This is a genomic window from Duganella sp. AC237 (genome assembly GCF_979254035.1).
In genome coordinates, this window is the sequence record NZ_CEEDEW010000003.1 from 5,270,007 (window position 1) to 5,288,342 (window position 18,336).

The following is an 18,336-nucleotide window of genomic DNA, read 5'->3' on the forward strand; positions in this document are numbered from 1 at the left end:
GCCCAACAACGCTTGGGTCCGCTACGCCGGCGCAACTAGCGGTTTGACAGGCACCTCGACCACGGTGTCGCCGCTGGTGACGAACAAGCGCTCGCCCGGCTCAGGCAGCACCGGGTGGCCGCCGGTGAAGGCGCCGAAGGCCGGCAGCACCACCCGGCCCTCGCCGACCAGGAAGCACGGCAGCAGCAGCGAGTCCCAACCGGCGCGCAGGCGGTACACGGGATGCACGTGGCCGGCCATCAGGTAGCCGGACACCAGCAGATCGGGATGGTGGCAGAACGCGAACGGCGCCTGCCGCAGCGGCTCGTCGACCATGTCGATGGCCAGCCGGGCCGGCGGGTCGCCGGCATGGGCGTCGTGGTTGCCGCGCACCACCGTCAGCTTCAGCGTCGGCCGCGCCAGGCGCCAGCCGTGGATCGCCGTCATCGTCGCTTCGGCGTGCGCCGCCTTGGCATGCAGGAAGTCGCCGAGGAACAGGATCTCGCGCACCGCGTGCCGCGCCAGCAAGCCATCGAGCGCGCGCAGATTGGCCGCCGTCGTCCCGCCCGGCACCGGCACGCCCAGCGCGCGGAACGAGGCGGCCTTGCCGAAATGGATATCGGCGATGATCAGCATTTTTTCGCGCGGCCAGTACAGCGCCTTCTCCGGCAACAACAGTACCTCTTCGCCCGCCAGTTCGATGGCCAGGGTGCCCGCCATGCCGGCGACGCCGGCCTCTTCCATCTGTTGGGCCTTGCTGATTGCAATTGTCATGGTCCGGCCGCCTTTTCAAGTTCGCGCACCAGCCTGGCGACGCGATCCGACAGTTTTTCGGTAGTGAGCTTTTCGCGGAAGCGCTCGACCATCAGCGCGAAGCCGAATGGCGTCGCCCGCTTGGTTCCATGATAACTGACTTGGCGTGCTTGCAACGCCTCTAATGTATCGCGCAGGCGGTTCAATTCCAGTTCCTGCTCGAGCACCTCGCGCTGGGCCTGGGTGAGTAGCAGATTGCCAGCGTCGTGCTGGGTGAACACCGCGTAAAACAGCGACGACGACGCCTGCAACTGGCGCGCGCTTTTGGGCTGTCCCGGATAGCCCTGGAACACCAGCCCGGCGATGCGGGCGATCTCGCGGAAACGCCGCTGCGACAGTTCGGTCGCGTTCAGGCTGGCCAGCACGTCCTCCAGCAAATGCTCGGTGCTGAACAGGCCGACCTTTGCACCATCGCCTGCGGCGATCAGCGCGGCCCAATCGATCTCCTGCGGCGCCAACAGCTCGAAGCCGTAGTCGTTGACGGCGATCGAAAACGTCACCGGCGTCACCTTGCCGACCCGCCATGCCAGCAAGGACGCCAGCCCGATGTGCACCGAGCGCCCGGCAAACGGGAACATGAACAGGTGGCGGCCCTCGCGGCTCTGCATGCTCTCGACGACGGTGGTGTCCGGCGTCGGCAGCGCCGACCAGCGCTGCTGGATTTCCAGCAGCGGCTTGATCGCCTGCATCTCCGGCCCCTCGTAGCGGCCCAGGGTGGCGAGGCGCAACTGCTCCAGCGCCGCGTGCGCCAGTTCCGACGACATCGGCATCTTGCCGCCCTGCCAGCGCGGCACCGCGCCCTTCTTGACGCCGGTGGCGCGCCGCACGTAGGCGGTCATCTCGTGCAGGCGGACGAATTCCAGGATGCGGCCGCCGAACAGGAAGTGGTCGCCCTTGCGCAGGCGCGAGATGAACGATTCCTCGACACTGCCGATGCGCCCGCCGCTGAGGTATTTGACCTGCAGCGAACTGTCCGAAACGATGGTGCCGATGCCCATGCGGTGGCGTCGCCCCAGCGCCAGGTCCGGCACGCGGTAGACGCCCTCCTCGTCGGGCAGCACGCGCCGGTATTCCGGATACACGGCCAAGGTCTGGCCGCCGCGCGCCACGAAGTCGAGCGCCCATTGCCATTCCTCCGGGCCCAGGTTGCGGTACGACCAGGCGGTGCGCACCTCCTGGTAAAGCGCTTCGGAGCGGAAGCCGCCGCCCAGCGCCATCGTCACCAGATGCTGCACCAGCACGTCGAGCGGCTTGTCCGGCACCGGCCGCGCTTCGATATCGCGCGCGGCCACCGCCTGTCTGGCGCCGGCCGCCTCCAGCAGCTCCATGCTTTGCGTCGGCACCAGGGTCAGGCGCGAGATCCTTCCCGGCGCATGGCCGCTGCGGCCGGCCCGCTGCAGCAGCCGCGCGATGCCCTTGGCGCTGCCGATCTGCAGCACGCGCTCGACCGGCAGGAAGTCCACGCCCAGGTCCAGGCTCGACGTACATATCACCGCCTTCAGCTGCCCCTGCTTCAAGCCCTGCTCGACCCAGTCGCGGACCTCCTTGTCGAGCGAGCCGTGATGCAACGCGATCAGCCCGGCCCAGTCGGGGCGAGCCTCCAGCATGTGCTGGTACCACAGCTCCGCCTGCGAACGGGTGTTGGTGAACACCAGCGTGGTCGCGTGCTTTTCGATTTCGGCGATGACCGGCCCGAGCATCTGGATGCCCAGGTGGCCGCCCCACGGAAAGCGCGATGGGTTGGCCGGGATCAAGGTGTCAACCTGGATCTCCTTGGCGACGTGGCCTTCGACGGTGACGCCGTCCGCCATCAAGGCCTGCTTGGCCTGGTCCAGGTTGCCGAGCGTGGCCGACAGGCCCCACACCAGCAGCGCCGGATTCCACATGCGCAGGCGCGCCAGTGCCAGCTGCGTCTGCACGCCGCGCTTGTTGCCCATCAACTCGTGCCATTCGTCGATGATGATCATGTCGAGCTGGGCGAACTGGGTGGCCGCCTCCGCCTTGCTGAGCAGCAGGGTCAGGCTTTCGGGCGTAGTGATCAGGGTGTCGGGCAGTTTCTTGTTCTGGCGGGCGCGCTGTGCGGAACTGGTGTCGCCGGTGCGCGCCTCGATCTGCCAGCCGGTTTTGCCGCCGGCCGCAAGCCCTGGCAGCGCCTCCAGCGACTCCTGCAGCGCCCGCAAGGTGTCGGCGGCCAGGGCCCGCATCGGCGTGATCCACAACACCTTCAGCCCCGCCTTGGGTTTGGCCACGGCCGCCGCGCGCTGCAACGCGGCGAACCACACCGCGTAGGTCTTGCCGGCCCCGGTGCTGGCGTGCAGCAGCCCGGACTGGCCGGCCGCCGCCGCCGCCCACACCTCGCGCTGGAACGGGAACACGCTCCAGCCGCGCGTGGCGAACCACGCCTTCGTTTGCGCGACCGCCGCGGTGGTCTTGAACTTTGCTGGCACCGGGCCGGGCAGCCCGCTCATGATGTGGCCAGCAGGCTTTTCAGCGTATCGAGCGTGTCGGCCTCGTCGATCGATTTATCGTCGCGCTGGCGCAGGATGCGGGGAAAGCGCACGGCAATGCCGGACTTGTGGCGCGGCGAGCTGGCGATGCCTTCGAAGCCGATCTCGAACACCATGCTGGGCGTGACGCTGCGCACCGGCCCGAATTTTTCCACCGTGGTCTTGCGGATGGCCTGGTCGACCTTGGCGATCTCGGCATCGGTCAAGCCGGAATAGGCCTTGGCGAACGGCACCAGCTTGCGCTCGCCGCCATCTTCCTGCTCCCAGACGGCGAAGGTGTAGTCGGTGTACAGCGAGGCGCGCCGCCCGTGGCCGCTTTGCGCGTAGATCAGCACTGCGTCGATGCTGTACGGATCGATCTTCCACTTCCACCAGGTGCCCACGTTTTTGGTACGGCCCACGCCGTACCTGGCGTCGTTCGCCTTGAGCATCATGCCTTCGACGCCGCGCTCGCGCGATTCCTCGCGGATTTGCGCCAGATGCTCCCAGCTGTCGGCCGTGATCAGCGGCGACAGGCGCAGCTGCGGCGCCGCCTGCTGCGCGCGCAGCATGCTCACCAGTTGTTCGAGCATGCGCCGACGCTCCGATTGCGGCAGCCCGCGCAGGTCGCGGCCGTCCATCTCCAGCAGGTCGTAGGCCACCAGCACGGCCGGCAGTTCGCCCAGCAGGCGCGCCGACACCTGCTTGCGGCCCATGCGCTTTTGCAGGTCGGCGAACGGCGCCGGCGCGTTGCCGCCATGCCAGATCAAGATCTCGCCGTCGATCACCACGCCGTCGGGCAGGCGCAGCGCGGCCAGTTCAGGAAAGCGCTCGGTGATCAAATCCTCGCCGCGCGACCACAGCCAGTTCTGGCCTTCGCGGCTGACCAGCTGCGCGCGCATGCCGTCGTATTTCCATTCGACCTGCCAGTCCGACAACGCCCCCAGCGAGGCCGGTTCGCGGTCGAGCAGCGCGTGCGCCAGGAAGAACGGATACGGCTGGCCGCCGCGCTGCGCGTGCTCCTCCGGCGTGTGGGCGGCGATCAATTGCAGGAAACCGGCCGCCGTCGGGCTGACGCTGCCGTCGGTCCAGCCCATCAGACGCTGCGCCACCAGCTTGCTGTCGAGGTTGGCGATGGCGCTGAGCGCGCGCGTCACCAGCAAGCGCGACACGCCGACGCGGAAGCCGCCGCCGATCAGCTTGGTGAGCAGGAAGCGCTCGCGCGTGTCGAGCTGGTCCCAGTACAGCAGCAGCGCGGAGCGCACCGCTTCCGGCGCGGCGCCGCGCAACGGCGCTATGCCCAGCTCGATCCAGTCGGCCAGGCCGATGTCGCTCGGCTGGCTGGGCGGCGGCAGGATGTGGGCGATGGTCTCGGCCAGGTCGCCGACGGCGTGGTAGCACTCGTCGAACAACCAATCGTCCAGGCCGGAGTATTCGATGGCGAACTGGCGCAGCAGCTTGGTCGGCACCGCCTGTCGCGGCTTGCCGCCGGCCAGGAAGTACACCGCCCAGGCCGCGTCCTGCGGCGCCGCGCTGGTGAAGTAGGCTTGCAACGCCGCCAGCTTGCGGCTGGTGGAGGTGGTTTCGTCGAGTTCCGCGTATAGACGGGCAAAATCACGCATCGGCGGCTCCTTCCGTTGCGGTGACCGGGTTATCCGACCCGGCGGCGACTGTCGCCACGGGGTCCGCCGCAACGCCGGCGGCCGCGACCTCGTCGGCCTCGTCGTCGCCGTATTCGGTGTCGAAGCCGCTGGCCTGCAAGCCCTGCTGCTGCAACCAGCGCACCAGCACCGGGATCGAGCCATGGGTGACGATCACGCGCTCGGCGCCGGTGGCGGAGATCGCCTGCATCAGTCCCGGCCAGTCGGCGTGGTCGGACAACACGAAGCCGCGATCGACGCCGCGCCGGCGGCGCGCGCCGCGCAGCTGCATCCAGCCGCTGGCGAAGGCGTCGCTGAAGTCGCCGAAGCGCTTGATCCACGGCGAACCGGCGGCCGACGGCGGCGCGATGACCATGGCGCGGCCGATGGCCTGCTTGTCGACCTCGCCGACCATGACAGTCGGCGGCAGCCACACGCCGTCGTCGCGGTAGACCTGGTTCAGGGTCTGCACCGCGCCGTGGCAGATGATCGGGCCGATATCGGGATCGAGTCCGCTCAGGATGCGCTGCGCCTTGCCGAAGCTGTAGCACTGCATGACGCTGGCGCGCCCCTGCTCGGCGTTGGACCGCCACCAGTCGTTGATGTCGTCATACACTTCCTGCTGCGGCTGCCATTGGTAGATCGGCAGGCCGAAGGTGGATTCGGTGATGAAGGTATCGCAGCGCACCGGCTCGAACGGCGTGCAGGTGCTGTCCGCCTCGACCTTGTAGTCGCCGGACGCCACCCACACCTGGCCCCGGTACTCCATGCGCACCTGTGCCGAGCCCAGCACGTGACCGGCCGGGTGCAGCGAGATCTTCACGCCGTTGTGCACCACCCGCTCGCCATAGGCCAGGCCCTCGATGTGGATCGGGCCCAGGCGCGACTTCACGACGTTCACACCCGTCTCGGCCGTCAGATAGTGCTGATGGCCGCCCCGGGCATGGTCGCCGTGGGCGTGCGTGATGACGGCGCGTTCCACCGGCCGCCAAGGGTCGATGTAGAACTGGCCGGGCACGCAGTACAGGCCTTCCTTACGGACGACCACCAAGTCGGATGGCGTTGATGTGGATGTGGACATGAACAGCTTTCAGAAAACGGCGTTTAGCCACGATAGCCGATTCTGTCGCCCGTCCCATGCCCCCGTCTGTCAGGCAGCGCACCTTCATGAGGGATCGATGAACTCCGCCATGAAGCTGATGTTGTCGTCTTCCTGGCCGTTGATGACGACATGTTCGTCGCCTATCATCAGCATGGCGGCGAGGTCGAGGCCTCTTACAGTTGGGCTTGGCTGTACAGGTCCGCCCTCGCTGCCGGTGTGTCGTGGTGGTTGCTGTTGCTGCTGTTCTTGCTTGTCATTATTTTTTGGCTTGCCCTGACGCTGTGAGTCGGCGTTCTTTTTTCTGGTCGACATAAATTTTCCGTTTTGATTGGTAAAAGACGCGCCCCTGGACGTCGTGACGCACTGCGACAAGAGTAGCCTGCATGGCAGGCGCGCGCCATCGGAGACTGCCTAAATTACCGTAGGAGGGCGGACTGTCTGCTGCGCGTCTTGCCCGCTTGGGCTACCATAGCGGCTTGGCCGAAGCCCACCCGCGCTTCGCGGACCCTCAATCGACACAATTGATTATCAGAATATTATGACTTTCACCCTCAGCGACACCGCCTACAGCACCGACACGCCGGAAGCCAAGCGCGCCATGTTCGACGACCTGCGCTCGCAACTGACCGGCCTGGTGCACGGCGAGAGCGACTTGATCGCCAACACCGCCAACTTCAGTTCGCTGGTGTTCAACAGCATGCCGGGCTTGAACTGGGCCGGGTTCTACTTCCTCAAGGGCGACGAGCTGGTGCTCGGACCGTTCCAGGGCAAGCCGGCCTGCATCCGTATCAAGAAGGGCCGCGGCGTGTGCGGCACCACGGTGGTCGAGGGTAAGTCTATCGTTGTGCCGGATGTGCATGCGTTCCCGGGGCATATCGCGTGTGATGTGAACTCGCGCTCGGAGCTGGTGGTGCCGGTGCGCGGCGCCGACGGCGAAATCGTCGGCGTGTTCGATCTGGACAGCCCGCTGCCGAACCGTTTCGACCAGACCGATGCCGATGGCATCGAGGCGCTGGTAAAAGTATTGGAAGCGACGCTGGTTTAACGTAGCTGGCCGGCGCGCGCCAGCAGCAACGTCCGCTCGCGCTGGTTCTGCGTCAATTGCGCGGCGCGCTCCAGCTCCGCCCTGGCCTCGTCATTGCGCCCCAGCTTGGCCAGGAAATCCCCGCGCACGCTTGGCAGCAGATGGTAATTTTTCAGCGCCGCCACCTCCAGCAAGCCGTCCACCACCTCCAGCCCCGCCTCCGGCCCGAACGCCATCGACACCGCCACCGCCCGGTTCAGCTCCACCACCGGCGACGGCGCCAGCTGCGACAACGCGTCATACAACGCCGCGATCCGCCCCCAGTCCGTATCGCCGGCCAACCGCGCCCGCGCATGACAGGCGGCGATCGCGGCCTGCACGCCATACGGCCCCAGCCCCCGACCGGTGCGCTCGGCCCGCGCCAGCGCCGACAAGCCGCGCCGTATCAGCAACTGATCCCAGCGCGAACGATCCTGCTCCAGCAACAGTATCGGCTCGCCGCCCGGCCCCACCCTGGCACGGGCGCGCGACGACTGGATCTCCATCAGCGCCACCAGCCCGTGCACCTCCGGCTCCTGCGGCGCCAGCTCGGCCAGGATGCGTCCCAGCCGCAGCGCCTCCTCGCACAGCGCCGGACGCATCCAGTCTGCCCCGGCACTGGCCGAATAGCCCTCGTTATAAATCAGATAGACCACCTGCAGCACCGACGCCAGCCGCTCGACCAGCTCGTGCGCGCGCGGCGCCTCGAACGGAACTTTGGCCTCGGCCAGGGTGCGCTTGGCGCGCACGATGCGCTGCGCCACCGTCGATTCCGGCACCAGGAAGGCGCGCGCGATCTCCTCGGTGCTCAAGCCGCCCAGCAGGCGCAAGGTCAGCGCCACCCGGCCGTCGGTCGGCAGAATCGGATGGCAAGCGACGAACACCAGCCGCAGCAGATCGTCGCCGATGTCGTTTTCCAGCGCGTCGGCCACCGCCGCCTCCAGGTCGGGCGCGGCATCCTGCAACATGCCTTCGATTTCGTACGTGAGCCCCCGCTCCTTTTCCTGATGCAGCTGGCGCCGCCGCAGCACGTCCAGCGCGCGGTTTTTGGCGACGGTGGTCAGCCAGGCGGCCGGCTGCTCGGGCACGCCGCTCTCGGGCCAGCGCTCCAGCGCCAGCACCAGCGCGTCCTGCGCCAGTTCCTCGGCCTGGCCGACATCGCGCAGCATGCGCGCCAGCACGGCGATGATTTTGGCGGACTCCATCCGCCATACCGCCTCGACGATCCGGGCGACGTCAGAGGCCACGGTTCTTCTTGTTGAAGGCGCCGCGCAGGCCCGCTTCCAGCAGTTCGGCGCGCAGGCGCTCCTCGGCGGCGCGCATCTCCGGGGTGAATTCCTGGTGTTCGAGGCGCTCGCACGCCTCGCGGATCTCCAGCGTCAGGTCGCCCGGGTGCGGATACGGATACGCCTTGGCCCAGGCGATGGCTTCTTCGCGCGTGGCGACCTGCACCATCCAATAACCGGCGATCAACTCTTTCACTTCCGTGAACGGGCCGTCCACCACCGTGGTTTTCGAATTGGCGAAATGCACGCGCGCGCCGGTGCCGGTGCCGCGCAGGCCGGCGCCGGCCAGCAGCACGCGCTCGCGCACGGCCGCCTCGTTGGTTTCGTTCATGCGATCGATGACTTCGGCCGGCGGCATCAGGTCGGCCTCCGCCTCGACGTCCGAGCGCAGGAACACCACATAGCGTTTGAGCGCGACGTCGCGTTGCGGCATGTTGCCCAACACCGTGCCGCGCTCGTCGATGCTGTGGCAGCCGCCGACGCAACCGGGATCGCGGATTTCATAGACCGCGCCGCTGTCGAACAGGGGCCACCAGCGCACCTGCTCGATGACGTCCTCGCGCGAGGCGGCCTCGACCAGGGTAAAACCGGCGACCAGCTCCTTGGGCGAAAACGGGCCGGTGCTCTGCAGCCACTCGCCGTCGCGGCGCGTCAGGCGCACCGCCTCGGTGCTGGGGCGCAGGAAAACGCCCGGCTCGAGCGCCGGCGGCTGCTCGCCCCGCTCCGTGCTCTGGTTGGCGCGGCGCAGTACCATGAATTCCATTGCTTGCTCCTGTGAAGATGTTAGTAGTCGTTGAATACTAAGGTAGCAGCTTCACAAGCGTGCGCGCAAGGCTTCTTCCTGCGCCACGACCTCGGGTGTGGCGGCGTCGCCGAAATCCTCCAGCTCGAACACCTGGCGGATCTCGATCTCGGACGGGCCGTCGGACGGATTCGGACAGCGCTTCATCCATTCGATGGCCTCCTCCTTCGACTTGACCTGGATCAGCCAGAAGCCGGCGACCAGCTCGCGGGTCTCCGGGAACGGGCCGTCGATGACGGTGCGCTGGGTGCCCTCGTAGCGGATGCGCGCGCCCTTGGCGCTCGGTTGCAGGCCCTCGCCCGCCAGCAGCACGCCGGCGTTGACCAGCTCCTCGTTGAACTTGCCCATGGCGGTCAGCAATTCGGTGCTTGGCATCTTGCCCGCTTCCGAGTCCTCGGTGGCTTTGACGATGATCATGAATCTCATGATTGTGGCCCGCATTCAGGGTTCATCGCCTGCATCGCCTCGCCCATCTCTTCCGGCGACATGTCCTTGACGTGCGTGGCGATCGACCAGTTGTGGCCGAACGGATCGACGACCTGGCCGTAGCGGTCGCCCCAGAACTGGTTCTCCACCGGCATGCGCACGGTGGCGCCGGCGGCGACCGCCTGCTCGAACACCTGGTCCACGTTCGGCACGTAGACGTGCAGGGTCACCGGGCTGCCATTGAGTTTTTTGGGGCCGACGCTGCCGTAATCGGGAAACTCGTCGACCAGCATCACATGGGAGTCGCCGATGCGCACGCTCGCGTGCATGATCTTGCCGTCCGGCGTCTGCATGCGGGCCGTTTCCACGGCGTTGAAGGCTTTTTTATAGAATTCGATGGCGTCGGCCGCGCCGTCGCAGACCAGGTGCGGGGTGACCGTATGCATGTCGCGGGGGACGGGCTCTACTTGTGCAGTCATGGTGATCTCCTAAGTGTGGTGGGACCGAGTGAGACATCCCACTCTACCTCCACGACGAAGCAGCACAAACCGAATCGACAGCTTTTTCTAACTATTTTGCGTTTTTTCAAACGACAGGTAAAAAACCGTGCTGGCGCCCGGCACGCTGTCGACCCGGATCTTACCTCCATGCAATTCCATGATGGCGCGCACGATGGACAGGCCCAGCCCAGCCGAGTGCGCGCGGTCCGAGCGGGCCGCATCGGCCCGGTAGTAACGGTCGAAGATATGCGGCAAATGTTCGGCGGCGATGCCGGGGCCGGTGTTGCTGACCGCCAATTCCACGCCGTCGGCCGTGGCGCGCGCAGACAAGGCCACCTCGCCCCCGGCCGGCGTGTGGCGGATCGCGTTCGACACCAGGTTGCCCACCGCGCGCTGCAACAGCATCGGATCGGCCTCGGCCCGCAGCGGCGGCGACTCGACCGTCAGCCGCACGCCGACATCGTCGGCCAGGACCTCGAAATAGTCGTGGAGCCGTTGCAGCTCGGCGCGCAGGTCGACCGATTCGCGCCGCAGGCCCAACTGGGCGTTGTCGACCCGCGCCAGGAACAGCGTGTTCTCGATCATGCGCCCCAGCCGCTCGTATTCCTCGAAGTTGGAGGCCAGCAGCGCCTGGTATTCCTGCACCGTACGCGGACGCGACAGCGCCACCTGGGTCTCCATCATCAAGGTGTTGACCGGCGTGCGCAGGTCGTGCGCGAGGTCGGCGGCAAAGCCGGACAGCCGCTGCACGCCATCCTCCAGCCGGTCGAGCATGGCGTTGAAGGCTTGCCCCATTTCGCGCAGCTCGACCGGCGCGTCCTCCACCGACAGGCGGGTGTTCAGGCGGCTGGTGTTGATGTCGTTGGCCTTGCCGATGACCGAGCGCAAGCGTCGCATGCTGTGGCGCACGATGGCGTAGCCGAACAGGGCCGCCAAGGTGGCGCCCACGCACAACGCGACAAACAGGTCGACCGCGTAATTGCGCATGATGCGCAGCCGGTCCGAGCGCTCGCGCGCCAGGGTGATCTGCACCGGCTGGCCGTCCGCGCCCACCAGCCCGACCGCGCTGACCATGCGGCCGGTGCCCATGGCCGGGGTCCAGTCGTGCACGTCGGCCAGGGTCAGGGGCTGCTTCGGCGGCACGCGCTCGACCTGCGGCAGCGGCCGCGAAGTCAGCGAGGTGCGCAGCAAGGTCATGCCGTCCGGGCTCCTGACGCTGAGCATGAAATCGTCGTGGCCGAACAGGGCCTCCGTCAGCGGACGGGGATTTTGCACGATCGCCTGCGGCGACGGCAGCTCGGCCAGGATGCGGCGGATCTGCGCCACCTTGCCGATCAACTCGATATCGTCGCGCTCGGCCATCTGGCTGGCCAGGGTCTGGTACAGGTAGGCGCCAACGGCCAGGAAGGTCGCCACCGCCACCGCCGACAGCAGCAGCGCCACCCGCAAGGTCAGCGACAGCGGACGCGGCCTGCGCGCCCCGTGCGCGGTCCCTGCCACCGTCACGCGCGCTCCTCGACCAGATAACCGATGCCGCGCACCGTCTGGATCAACTTGACCGGATACGGATCGTCGATCTTGGCGCGCAGCCGGCGGATCGCGACATCGACCACGTTGGTGTCGGAATCGAAATTCATGTCCCACACCATCGACGCGATCTGCGTGCGCGACAGCACCTCGCCCTGGCGCTTGGCCAGCAGGTGCAGCAGCGCGAACTCCTTCGCCGTCAGCTCGATGCGCTGGGCCTGGCGCGTGACGCGGCGGCGCAGCACGTCGATCTCCAGATCGGCCACGCGCACCACGTCGGCCTCGCGCACCGGTCCGCGCCGCATCAAGGTCTTGATGCGCGCCAGCAGCTCGGCAAAGGCGAACGGCTTGACCAGGTAATCGTCCGCGCCCAGCTCGAGCCCCTTGACCCGGTCGGCGACATCGTCGCGCGCGGTCAGGAACAGCACCGGCGTGTGCTTGCGCTCGCGCAGCTTGCCCAGCACCGCCCAGCCGTCCATTTGCGGCAGCATCACGTCCAGCACGATCAGGTCGTAATCGTGTTCCAGCGCCAGCGCCAGGCCGTCGACGCCGTTGCGCGCCAGGTCCGCCACGTAGCCCGATTCGCGCAAGCCCTTGACCAGATAATCGCCCGCTTTGGGCTCGTCTTCCACCACCAGTATTTTCATGACGCCCATTGTCCGATGTTCGAAGGCGGATTTGGATTACAAATCCGTCATTTGCACCATCTGGCAAGGATACATCATGCAAAGCTGTCGGACGGCAACGGGCAACGCCGCCCTGTCCGGTCACATCGGCGGCGCGGCTTCCTGCCAACCACGGGCGGCGCCGTTTACCCCCGCCGACGCCGACATGCCTGCCCGTTCGGCCAAGTCCTTGGCGGCGGCGACGATCTCGTTCTGCGCCAGGTGCTGCATCATGTGGCCGACGTCGGGCAACAAGGTCAACTCGCTGTGCGGCACGTCCTTGTGCAGCCGCGCAGAATGACTCTCGGGATCGATCACGCGGTCGTTCTTGCCCGCCATGATCAGTAACGGCAGGCGCAGCTCGCCGTAGCGCTGCTCCAGCGCGGCGGCCGCCTGCACCATCAGCGACGCCTCGTCGGCGGTGGCTCGCACCTGGACGGGACGCAGCAGCATCCACGGGTCCTCGCGGCGGAACGATTCGGGCACTTCGCTCGGGCTGAACATGCCCTTGGCAGCAAGCGGCCAGGCCAGGCGCCCCAGCAGCGGCGACACGGTAAAGCGCATCAGGTCGCCGAGCACGGGAATGGCCGGCATCGCGGCCAGCGGCACGTCGAGCCGCGCGCTCGGATAATAGTAGCCCGACAGCAGCAACAGGCCCAGCACCTTGTCCGGCGCCCGCAGGGCCATCTCCAGCGCTACCATCGTGCCCCACGAGTGGGCCAGCACCAGATAGCGGTCGGCACCCAGTTGGCGCAGCGCCTCGGCCATCAGCCGCGCCTGGGCGCACGGGGTCCAGCTGGTGTCGCGCGGCCGCTCGCTATAGCCGAAACCGGGGCGGTCGATGGCGATCACGCGGTACGAGCGCGACAGTTGGTCCAACAGCCCATTGGCCCGGAAATCGTCGGCCGTCACCACGGTGCCGTGCAACAGTAGCAGCACCGATCCCTCGCCCTGTTCGATGTAATGCAGGCGCACGCCGTCGACCTCGATGAAGCGGCCCGCGGGCGGATTATCGCGCTCGGCCTTGGCGGCACGGTTGCGCACGGCCAGCCACGAGCCGGCAAGGGCTGCGGCGGTAACCAAGGCCGCGGCGCGCCAACGCGGCCGGCCGCTCCCGGCCCGGGACGTGCCGCGCCGTTCAATCGTTATGTTTCGCATAGCAATCTCCGTTCAGATTAATGAAGCACAATCACGAGACTCAATCATGGGACAAAAACCCGCAGCGGCGCGTTCCGTTACTTACGGCAAGACTGGCGCCACGCCGTCGAAGCCTGGCGTGACCGCGAATACCCCGGCGATGTGGTCGATGAACACGCTGGCGCGCAGCGGCAGCAGGCGCGCCGCCGAGTAGACGGCGTTGACCGGCGAGAACGTCGGGGCGTGCCCGGCCAGCACGTCCACCAGGGCGCCGGAGCGCAGGTGGTCGTCCACCATCCATCTCGACAGGTAGCCGATGCCGAGTCCGACGAGCGCGGCGCGCCGTACGGCATCCAGACTGTTGACCCGCAGCCGGCCGCGCACATGGACCTCGCCATCTCTCAACCGCCACGCGCCGCTGCCGCCAAGCAGCGTGTAGACGATGCACTCGTGGCGCGCCAGGTCGGCCGCCGTTGCCGGCACGCCGTGCCGCGCCACGTAGCGCGGGCTGGCGACGCACAAGCGCTCCGAGTTGCCCAGGCGGCGGGCGCGCAGTGCGCTGTCCTTGAGCTCGCCACCCCGGATGGCGACGTCGACGCCTTCGGCCACCAGATCCACAAAACCGTCGTCCACGCGCAGTTCGAGTTCGATATCCGGATAGCGTTCCAGAAAGGCCGGCAAGGTGGGGGTAATGACTTCGGTGCCCAGCGCCGGCGAGCAGGCCACGCGCAGCAAGCCGCGCGGATTGTGCTGTCCCAGCACGTCCGCCTCGGCCTGGGCGATCAGGTCGAGCGCCTGCCGCGCTTGCGTGTAATAGCGCTGTCCCTCGGCCGTGACCACCAGCTGGCGCGTCGAACGGTGCAGCAGCAAGGCCCCCAGGTCCGCCTCCAGCGCGGCGATGTGGCGGCTGACGTTGGGCTGGCCGATGTCGAGCTCGCGGGCGACAGCTGAAAAGCTGCCCGTCTCGACCACGCGCACAAAACAGCGCATCCATAACAATTTATTCATTTCCGAAGCCCAAGCTGATCGTCATATGCAATTAGAGCATAAATCATATGCGTCGGGCCTGTCTTATCGCGGGGGTGTTTCGGCCGCACACTGCTTCCATGGTCTTTCAGGCCGCAACCCAACGCAAAGGAAAACATCATGTCCCAGAAACTCGAAGGAAAAGTAGCAGTGGTCACCGGCGGCACCAGCGGCATCGGCCTGGCCGTCGCCAAGCGTTTCGCCGCCGAGGGCGCGCGCGTCTACATCACCGGGCGCCGCCAACCGGAACTGGACGCCGCCGTCGACGCCGTCGGCGCGGGCGCGATCGGCGCGCGCGTCGATTCGGCTGACCCGGCGCAGTTGACCGCGCTGTTCGAGCGCGTCAAGGCCGAGCACGGCAAGCTCGATGTGCTGGTGGCCAACGCCGGCGGCGGCGCGATGCTGCCGCTGGGCCAGATCACCGAGGAACACTTCGACGACACCTTCAACCGCAACGTCAAAGGCACCTTGTTCACGGTGCAGGCGGCGCTGCCGCTGCTGGGTGCAGGATCGTCGGTGATACTGACCGGCTCGACCGCCGCCAGCACCGGCACCGAGGCGTTCAGCGTCTACGCGGCGTCGAAGGCGGCGGTGCGTTCGTTCGCCCGCAACTGGATCCTCGACCTGAAGGGACGCGGCATCCGCGTCAACACCATCAGCCCCGGTCCGATCAAGACGCCGGGCCTGGTGGAACTGGCCGGGCCGGACGCCGCCCAGCAACAAGGCCTGCTCGACTACTTCGCCACGCAGATTCCGATGGGCCGCGTTGGCGAGCCCGACGAGATCGCCAAGGCGGCCGTGTTCCTGGCCTCGGACGACGCCAGCTTCGTCAACGGCATCGAGCTGTTCGTCGACGGCGGCCTGGCGCAGATCTAGTCAGACGTCGAGCGGCTGCGGCTCGCCCAGCATGAAACCCTGGGCGTAGTCGACGCCGATCTCGGTCAGCTTGGCCAGCGTAGCCTGGTCATTGACAAACTCGGCGATGGTGCGCCGCCCCATGATGTGGCTGATGTCGTTAGTGAAGCGCACCATCTCGAAATCCACGGTGCTGCTGGTCATCATCTGGATGAACGAACCGTCGATCTTGACGTAATTGACCGGCAACTGCTTCAGGTAGGCGAACGAGGCCATGCCGGTGCCGAAATCATCGAGCGCGAAACGGCAGCCCAGCTGCTGCAAGGCCAGCACGAACGACAGCGTATTCTGCAGGTTGGCAAAGGCGCCGGTCTCGGTGATCTCGAAACACAGCTTGTCGGCCGGCACCGCCACCGCCTGGATGCGTCCGACCGCGTACTGCTGGAAACCCGGATCGGCCAGCGCCCGCTGCGACAGGTTGATGGTGCACAGCTCGAGGCGGTCGACGTGCTCGGGATGGCTCTCCAGCCAGGCCAGGCTGCGGTCCAGCACCCAGCGGTCGACCTCCTGCATGATGTCGTAGCGCTCGGCCGCCGGCAGAAAGCTGGTGGGGCCGACCGGCCCGGCGCTGCCGTCCTTCATGCGCAGCAGGATCTCGTAGTGCAGGCCGCCGTTGCCGGTGCCGCCAAGCGCGCGGATCGGCTGGTAGTACAGTTGCAGGTCGTCGTTGCGGAAGGCGTCGCCGAGCCGCTTTACCCAATACATGTCGTTGCGCCGCTGGGCGATCTCGGCGCCGCCGCGCTGTTGCAGAAACACCCGGTTGCGGCCGCTCTCCTTGGCGACGTAGCAGGCGTGGTCGGCCTGGCGCAACGCTTCCTCCATCGTGGTGGTGCCGCCGTCGAGCGGCGTCAGGCCGATGCTCACGCCCAGCCGGAACACCTGGTTGTTGCAGATGTAGCGGAAGTTGCGGGTGGTGTCGAGCAGCTTGTTGGCCACCACCATGGCCTCCTCCACCGTGCAATGCTCGACGATCAGCGCGAACTCGTCGCCGCCGATGCGCGCCAGGGTGTCGCGCTCGCGCACATGGGTGCCGTAGGCCACCGACAGCTGGCGCAGCAGGTCGTCGCCGGCCGCGTGTCCGCAGGTGTCGTTGACAATCTTAAATTGGTCCAAATCCAGATAGAGCAGCGCGCTGTCGCTGGCGCCCGGCTGGCCGGTGCGGTCGAGTGCGCGCTGGAGCCGCACGCCGAACTCGCGCCGGTTCACCAGCCCGGTCAGCACGTCGTGGCTGGCCTGGTAGCTCAGGTTCTTGAGCAGCCCGCGCGACTCGGTGACGTCGTTGAGGACCAGCACGGCGCCGCCGGTGCGGTTGTCGGGCAGTTGCAGCGGCGCGGCCGCGTAGTCGATCGTGTGCCGGCTGCCGCTGCGCGAGCGCAGCACCGCCGGCGCCGACGACGTCACAGGGCGGCTTTCGCGCATGCAGCGCAGTACGGTGTCCAACCCCGGCGCCGCAGGCGACGGATCGGCCGCACCGGCCGGAGCAGCCAGTTCTGCCGCCGGCTCCTCGTCCAGTTGCAGCACCTGGTCGAGCGGCAGGCCGCGCGCCTCCTGTTGGCCCCAGCCGGTCAGCCGTTCGGCGGCAATGTTCATGCTGTCGATGTGGCCGTCCAGGCCGGTGGTGATGACGCCGTTGCTAATCGCCCGCAAGGTCACCTCGGCGCGTTCCTTTTCCGCCCGCAGCGATTCCTGCATCCGCTTCAGGTCGTCGATGTCGTGGGCCACGGCCACGGCCATGCGGCGCTCGTCGCCCTCGGCCTGCACCGGCGTGGCGCCGACGCGGAAGTAGCGCGGTGCCGTCCCGGGTACGTGGAACACCAGTTCGCGCGCCGGCACCGGCTGCCCCGTGATGATGGCCTCCGCCAAGGGAAACTCATGCGCCAGCAGGCGCCGCCCGTCCGGATCGCGAACATCGGTGCGGGCGTAGTCGTGATAGGTGGCGACCTCTTCGAGCGTGGCGCCGAAGATGCGCCTGGCCTTCAGGTTTTGATACAGCAGCTTGCCCGAGGGCACCTCGGCCACAAACACGCCGGACGGCATCTGGTCGATGATGGCGCGAAAGCGCTGGCGCATCACCTGCAGTTCGTTGAGCAGGCGCTCGCGTTCCTCGGCCAGCAGGCGCATGTCGTGGATGTCGACGCAGACGCCGGTCAGCTCGCCCTGGCCCTCGCTATTCCTGGTCCAGTCGGCCCGCACGAAGAACCAGCGGCAGTTGCCGTCCTGGCGGCACAGCCGCACCTCCAGGGTCAGCGGCTGCCCCGGCATGGCCGTCATCAGGGTGCGCAACCTGTCATGCACGGCCGGCACGTCCTGCGGATCGACCAGGGCGCGCCAGTTGCCGGGGTCGGGCGCCGGGCCGGCGGCGTCGTAGCCGAGCAATTGCTTGAGCGCGGGGGACAACTCCAGGCGGCGGCTGGCGGCTTCCCACTTCCATGTGCCGGCGTTGGCGGCGGTCATGATGCGGCGGTTTTCTTCTTTTTCGTCGAGGCACTGTTCCAACAGCTTGTGGCGCGTCAGGTCCATCGTGACCTTGGAGAAGCCCACCAATTGCTTGTGTTCGTCGCGCAAGCCGGTCAGCGCGATGTGCGCCCAGAACAGGCTGCCATCTTTTTTCCTGCGCCAGGTTTCCTCGCTGTAGAAGCCATGCTTGGCCGCCTCGCCCAGGTTGTGGTCGGCCCAGCCGCGCGCCTTGTCCTCGTCTCGGTACAGCAGCGACAGGTGCTCGCCGATGGCCTCGTCGGCACGGTAGCCCTTCATGACCTCGGCCGCGCGGTTCCAGCTGGTGATGACGCCGCGCGTGTCCATCAGGAAGATCGCGCATTCCTTGATCTCCTGCACCATCAGGCAGAACATCTCGGCCGCCTGGTGCGGCAACGGTATCGATTCTTTGGGAGTTTGCGGCATAGGCTGCCCGGCCGGATCGGCGCGGCTCGACAAAATTGAACATCTATTTTGCCGGATTTTCGCCGCGC

Annotated in this window: 16 protein-coding genes; 2 read left to right on the plus strand and 14 right to left on the minus strand. The window is 67.2% G+C overall.

Annotation, left to right across the window (positions count from 1 at the left end):
- Nucleotides 1-21: 21 nt before the first annotated feature.
- From pdeM to AC0IYS_RS23380, 5 genes are all read right to left on the minus strand, one after another.
- Nucleotides 22-699: a ligase-associated DNA damage response endonuclease PdeM gene (gene pdeM / locus AC0IYS_RS23360; protein ID WP_471708925.1), complete on the minus strand. Its 678-nt coding sequence runs from the start codon at nt 697-699 to the stop codon at nt 22-24.
- 50 nt (nt 700-749) lie between these two features.
- Nucleotides 750-3,260 (minus strand): ligase-associated DNA damage response DEXH box helicase, encoded by a 2,511-nt coding sequence (locus tag AC0IYS_RS23365; protein ID WP_471707419.1) that lies wholly within the window; start codon nt 3,258-3,260, stop codon nt 750-752.
- On the minus strand, nt 3,257-4,900 hold the full coding sequence (locus tag AC0IYS_RS23370; RefSeq protein ID WP_471707420.1) for an ATP-dependent DNA ligase: 1,644 nt from the start codon (nt 4,898-4,900) through the stop codon (nt 3,257-3,259). The genes AC0IYS_RS23365 and AC0IYS_RS23370 overlap by 4 nt, the downstream gene beginning before the upstream one ends.
- Nucleotides 4,893-5,999, minus strand: a complete 1,107-nt coding sequence (locus AC0IYS_RS23375) for a ligase-associated DNA damage response exonuclease (protein WP_471707421.1) — start codon at nt 5,997-5,999, stop codon at nt 4,893-4,895. Before AC0IYS_RS23375 ends, AC0IYS_RS23370 begins: the two co-directional genes overlap by 8 nt.
- An 84-nt stretch (nt 6,000-6,083) precedes the next feature.
- Nucleotides 6,084-6,332 carry a hypothetical protein gene (locus AC0IYS_RS23380; RefSeq protein ID WP_471707422.1) on the minus strand — a complete coding sequence of 83 codons (249 nt, stop codon included), beginning with the start codon at nt 6,330-6,332 and terminating at the stop codon, nt 6,084-6,086.
- A 226-nt stretch (nt 6,333-6,558) separates the two neighbouring features.
- On the opposite strand from AC0IYS_RS23380, the gene AC0IYS_RS23385 reads away from it, so the two are divergent.
- Entirely contained in the window at nt 6,559-7,065 is a 507-nt protein-coding gene (locus AC0IYS_RS23385; RefSeq protein WP_471707423.1) for a GAF domain-containing protein, read from the plus strand.
- Here the strand turns inward: AC0IYS_RS23385 and AC0IYS_RS23390 are convergent.
- From AC0IYS_RS23390 to AC0IYS_RS23425, 8 genes are all read right to left on the minus strand, one after another.
- Nucleotides 7,062-8,288 carry an RNA polymerase sigma factor gene (locus AC0IYS_RS23390; RefSeq protein WP_471708926.1) on the minus strand — a complete coding sequence of 409 codons (1,227 nt, stop codon included), beginning with the start codon at nt 8,286-8,288 and terminating at the stop codon, nt 7,062-7,064. The genes AC0IYS_RS23385 and AC0IYS_RS23390 overlap by 4 nt on opposite strands.
- 31 nt (nt 8,289-8,319) lie before the next feature.
- Nucleotides 8,320-9,132, minus strand: coding sequence for a YciI family protein (locus tag AC0IYS_RS23395; protein ID WP_471707424.1), 813 nt, complete (start codon nt 9,130-9,132; stop codon nt 8,320-8,322).
- Between the two features lie 51 nt (nt 9,133-9,183).
- Nucleotides 9,184-9,597 carry a YciI family protein gene (locus AC0IYS_RS23400; protein ID WP_471707425.1) on the minus strand — a complete coding sequence of 138 codons (414 nt, stop codon included), beginning with the start codon at nt 9,595-9,597 and terminating at the stop codon, nt 9,184-9,186.
- Nucleotides 9,594-10,076 carry a VOC family protein gene (locus tag AC0IYS_RS23405; protein ID WP_471707426.1) on the minus strand — a complete coding sequence of 161 codons (483 nt, stop codon included), beginning with the start codon at nt 10,074-10,076 and terminating at the stop codon, nt 9,594-9,596. Before AC0IYS_RS23405 ends, AC0IYS_RS23400 begins: the two co-directional genes overlap by 4 nt.
- 87 nt (nt 10,077-10,163) lie before the next feature.
- Complete coding sequence (locus AC0IYS_RS23410) at nt 10,164-11,603, minus strand: heavy metal sensor histidine kinase (RefSeq protein WP_471707427.1); 1,440 nt, start codon at nt 11,601-11,603, stop codon at nt 10,164-10,166.
- Nucleotides 11,600-12,271: a heavy metal response regulator transcription factor gene (locus AC0IYS_RS23415; protein ID WP_471707428.1), complete on the minus strand. Its 672-nt coding sequence runs from the start codon at nt 12,269-12,271 to the stop codon at nt 11,600-11,602. The genes AC0IYS_RS23410 and AC0IYS_RS23415 overlap by 4 nt, the downstream gene beginning before the upstream one ends.
- Nucleotides 12,272-12,391: 120 nt before the next feature.
- Nucleotides 12,392-13,447 carry an alpha/beta fold hydrolase gene (locus AC0IYS_RS23420; protein WP_471707429.1) on the minus strand — a complete coding sequence of 352 codons (1,056 nt, stop codon included), beginning with the start codon at nt 13,445-13,447 and terminating at the stop codon, nt 12,392-12,394.
- A gap of 81 nt (nt 13,448-13,528) precedes the next feature.
- Nucleotides 13,529-14,434, minus strand: a complete 906-nt coding sequence (locus AC0IYS_RS23425) for a LysR family transcriptional regulator (RefSeq protein ID WP_471707430.1) — start codon at nt 14,432-14,434, stop codon at nt 13,529-13,531.
- 138 nt (nt 14,435-14,572) lie between these two features.
- Here AC0IYS_RS23425 and AC0IYS_RS23430 point away from each other — a divergent pair, with 138 nt between their 5' ends.
- Nucleotides 14,573-15,328 (plus strand): SDR family NAD(P)-dependent oxidoreductase, encoded by a 756-nt coding sequence (locus AC0IYS_RS23430; RefSeq protein ID WP_471707431.1) that lies wholly within the window; start codon nt 14,573-14,575, stop codon nt 15,326-15,328.
- On the opposite strand, the gene AC0IYS_RS23435 is transcribed toward AC0IYS_RS23430, so the two are convergent.
- Nucleotides 15,329-18,268, minus strand: a complete 2,940-nt coding sequence (locus tag AC0IYS_RS23435; RefSeq protein ID WP_471707432.1) for an EAL domain-containing protein — start codon at nt 18,266-18,268, stop codon at nt 15,329-15,331. It lies immediately after the preceding gene.
- Between the last annotated feature and the right edge of the window lie 68 nt (nt 18,269-18,336).

What these genes read in the sequence shown, in the direction of transcription:
- AC0IYS_RS23400 (WP_471707425.1), bottom strand. Translation starts at nt 9,597, where the DNA reads ATGAGATTCATGATCATCGTCAAAGCCACCGAGGACTCGGAAGCGGGC.
- AC0IYS_RS23365 (WP_471707419.1), bottom strand. Translation starts at nt 3,260, where the DNA reads ATGAGCGGGCTGCCCGGCCCGGTGCCAGCAAAGTTCAAGACCACCGCG.
- AC0IYS_RS23395 (WP_471707424.1), bottom strand. Translation starts at nt 9,132, where the DNA reads ATGGAATTCATGGTACTGCGCCGCGCCAACCAGAGCACGGAGCGGGGC.
- AC0IYS_RS23385 (WP_471707423.1), top strand. Translation starts at nt 6,559, where the DNA reads ATGACTTTCACCCTCAGCGACACCGCCTACAGCACCGACACGCCGGAA.
- AC0IYS_RS23370 (WP_471707420.1), bottom strand. Translation starts at nt 4,900, where the DNA reads ATGCGTGATTTTGCCCGTCTATACGCGGAACTCGACGAAACCACCTCC.
- AC0IYS_RS23430 (WP_471707431.1), top strand. Translation starts at nt 14,573, where the DNA reads ATGTCCCAGAAACTCGAAGGAAAAGTAGCAGTGGTCACCGGCGGCACC.
- AC0IYS_RS23425 (WP_471707430.1), bottom strand. Translation starts at nt 14,434, where the DNA reads ATGAATAAATTGTTATGGATGCGCTGTTTTGTGCGCGTGGTCGAGACG.
- AC0IYS_RS23420 (WP_471707429.1), bottom strand. Translation starts at nt 13,447, where the DNA reads ATGCGAAACATAACGATTGAACGGCGCGGCACGTCCCGGGCCGGGAGC.
- AC0IYS_RS23375 (WP_471707421.1), bottom strand. Translation starts at nt 5,999, where the DNA reads ATGTCCACATCCACATCAACGCCATCCGACTTGGTGGTCGTCCGTAAG.
- AC0IYS_RS23390 (WP_471708926.1), bottom strand. Translation starts at nt 8,288, where the DNA reads ATGGAGTCCGCCAAAATCATCGCCGTGCTGGCGCGCATGCTGCGCGAT.
- pdeM (WP_471708925.1), bottom strand. Translation starts at nt 699, where the DNA reads ATGGCGGGCACCCTGGCCATCGAACTGGCGGGCGAAGAGGTACTGTTG.
- AC0IYS_RS23435 (WP_471707432.1), bottom strand. Translation starts at nt 18,268, where the DNA reads ATGCCGCAAACTCCCAAAGAATCGATACCGTTGCCGCACCAGGCGGCC.
- AC0IYS_RS23405 (WP_471707426.1), bottom strand. Translation starts at nt 10,076, where the DNA reads ATGACTGCACAAGTAGAGCCCGTCCCCCGCGACATGCATACGGTCACC.
- AC0IYS_RS23415 (WP_471707428.1), bottom strand. Translation starts at nt 12,271, where the DNA reads ATGAAAATACTGGTGGTGGAAGACGAGCCCAAAGCGGGCGATTATCTG.
- AC0IYS_RS23380 (WP_471707422.1), bottom strand. Translation starts at nt 6,332, where the DNA reads ATGTCGACCAGAAAAAAGAACGCCGACTCACAGCGTCAGGGCAAGCCA.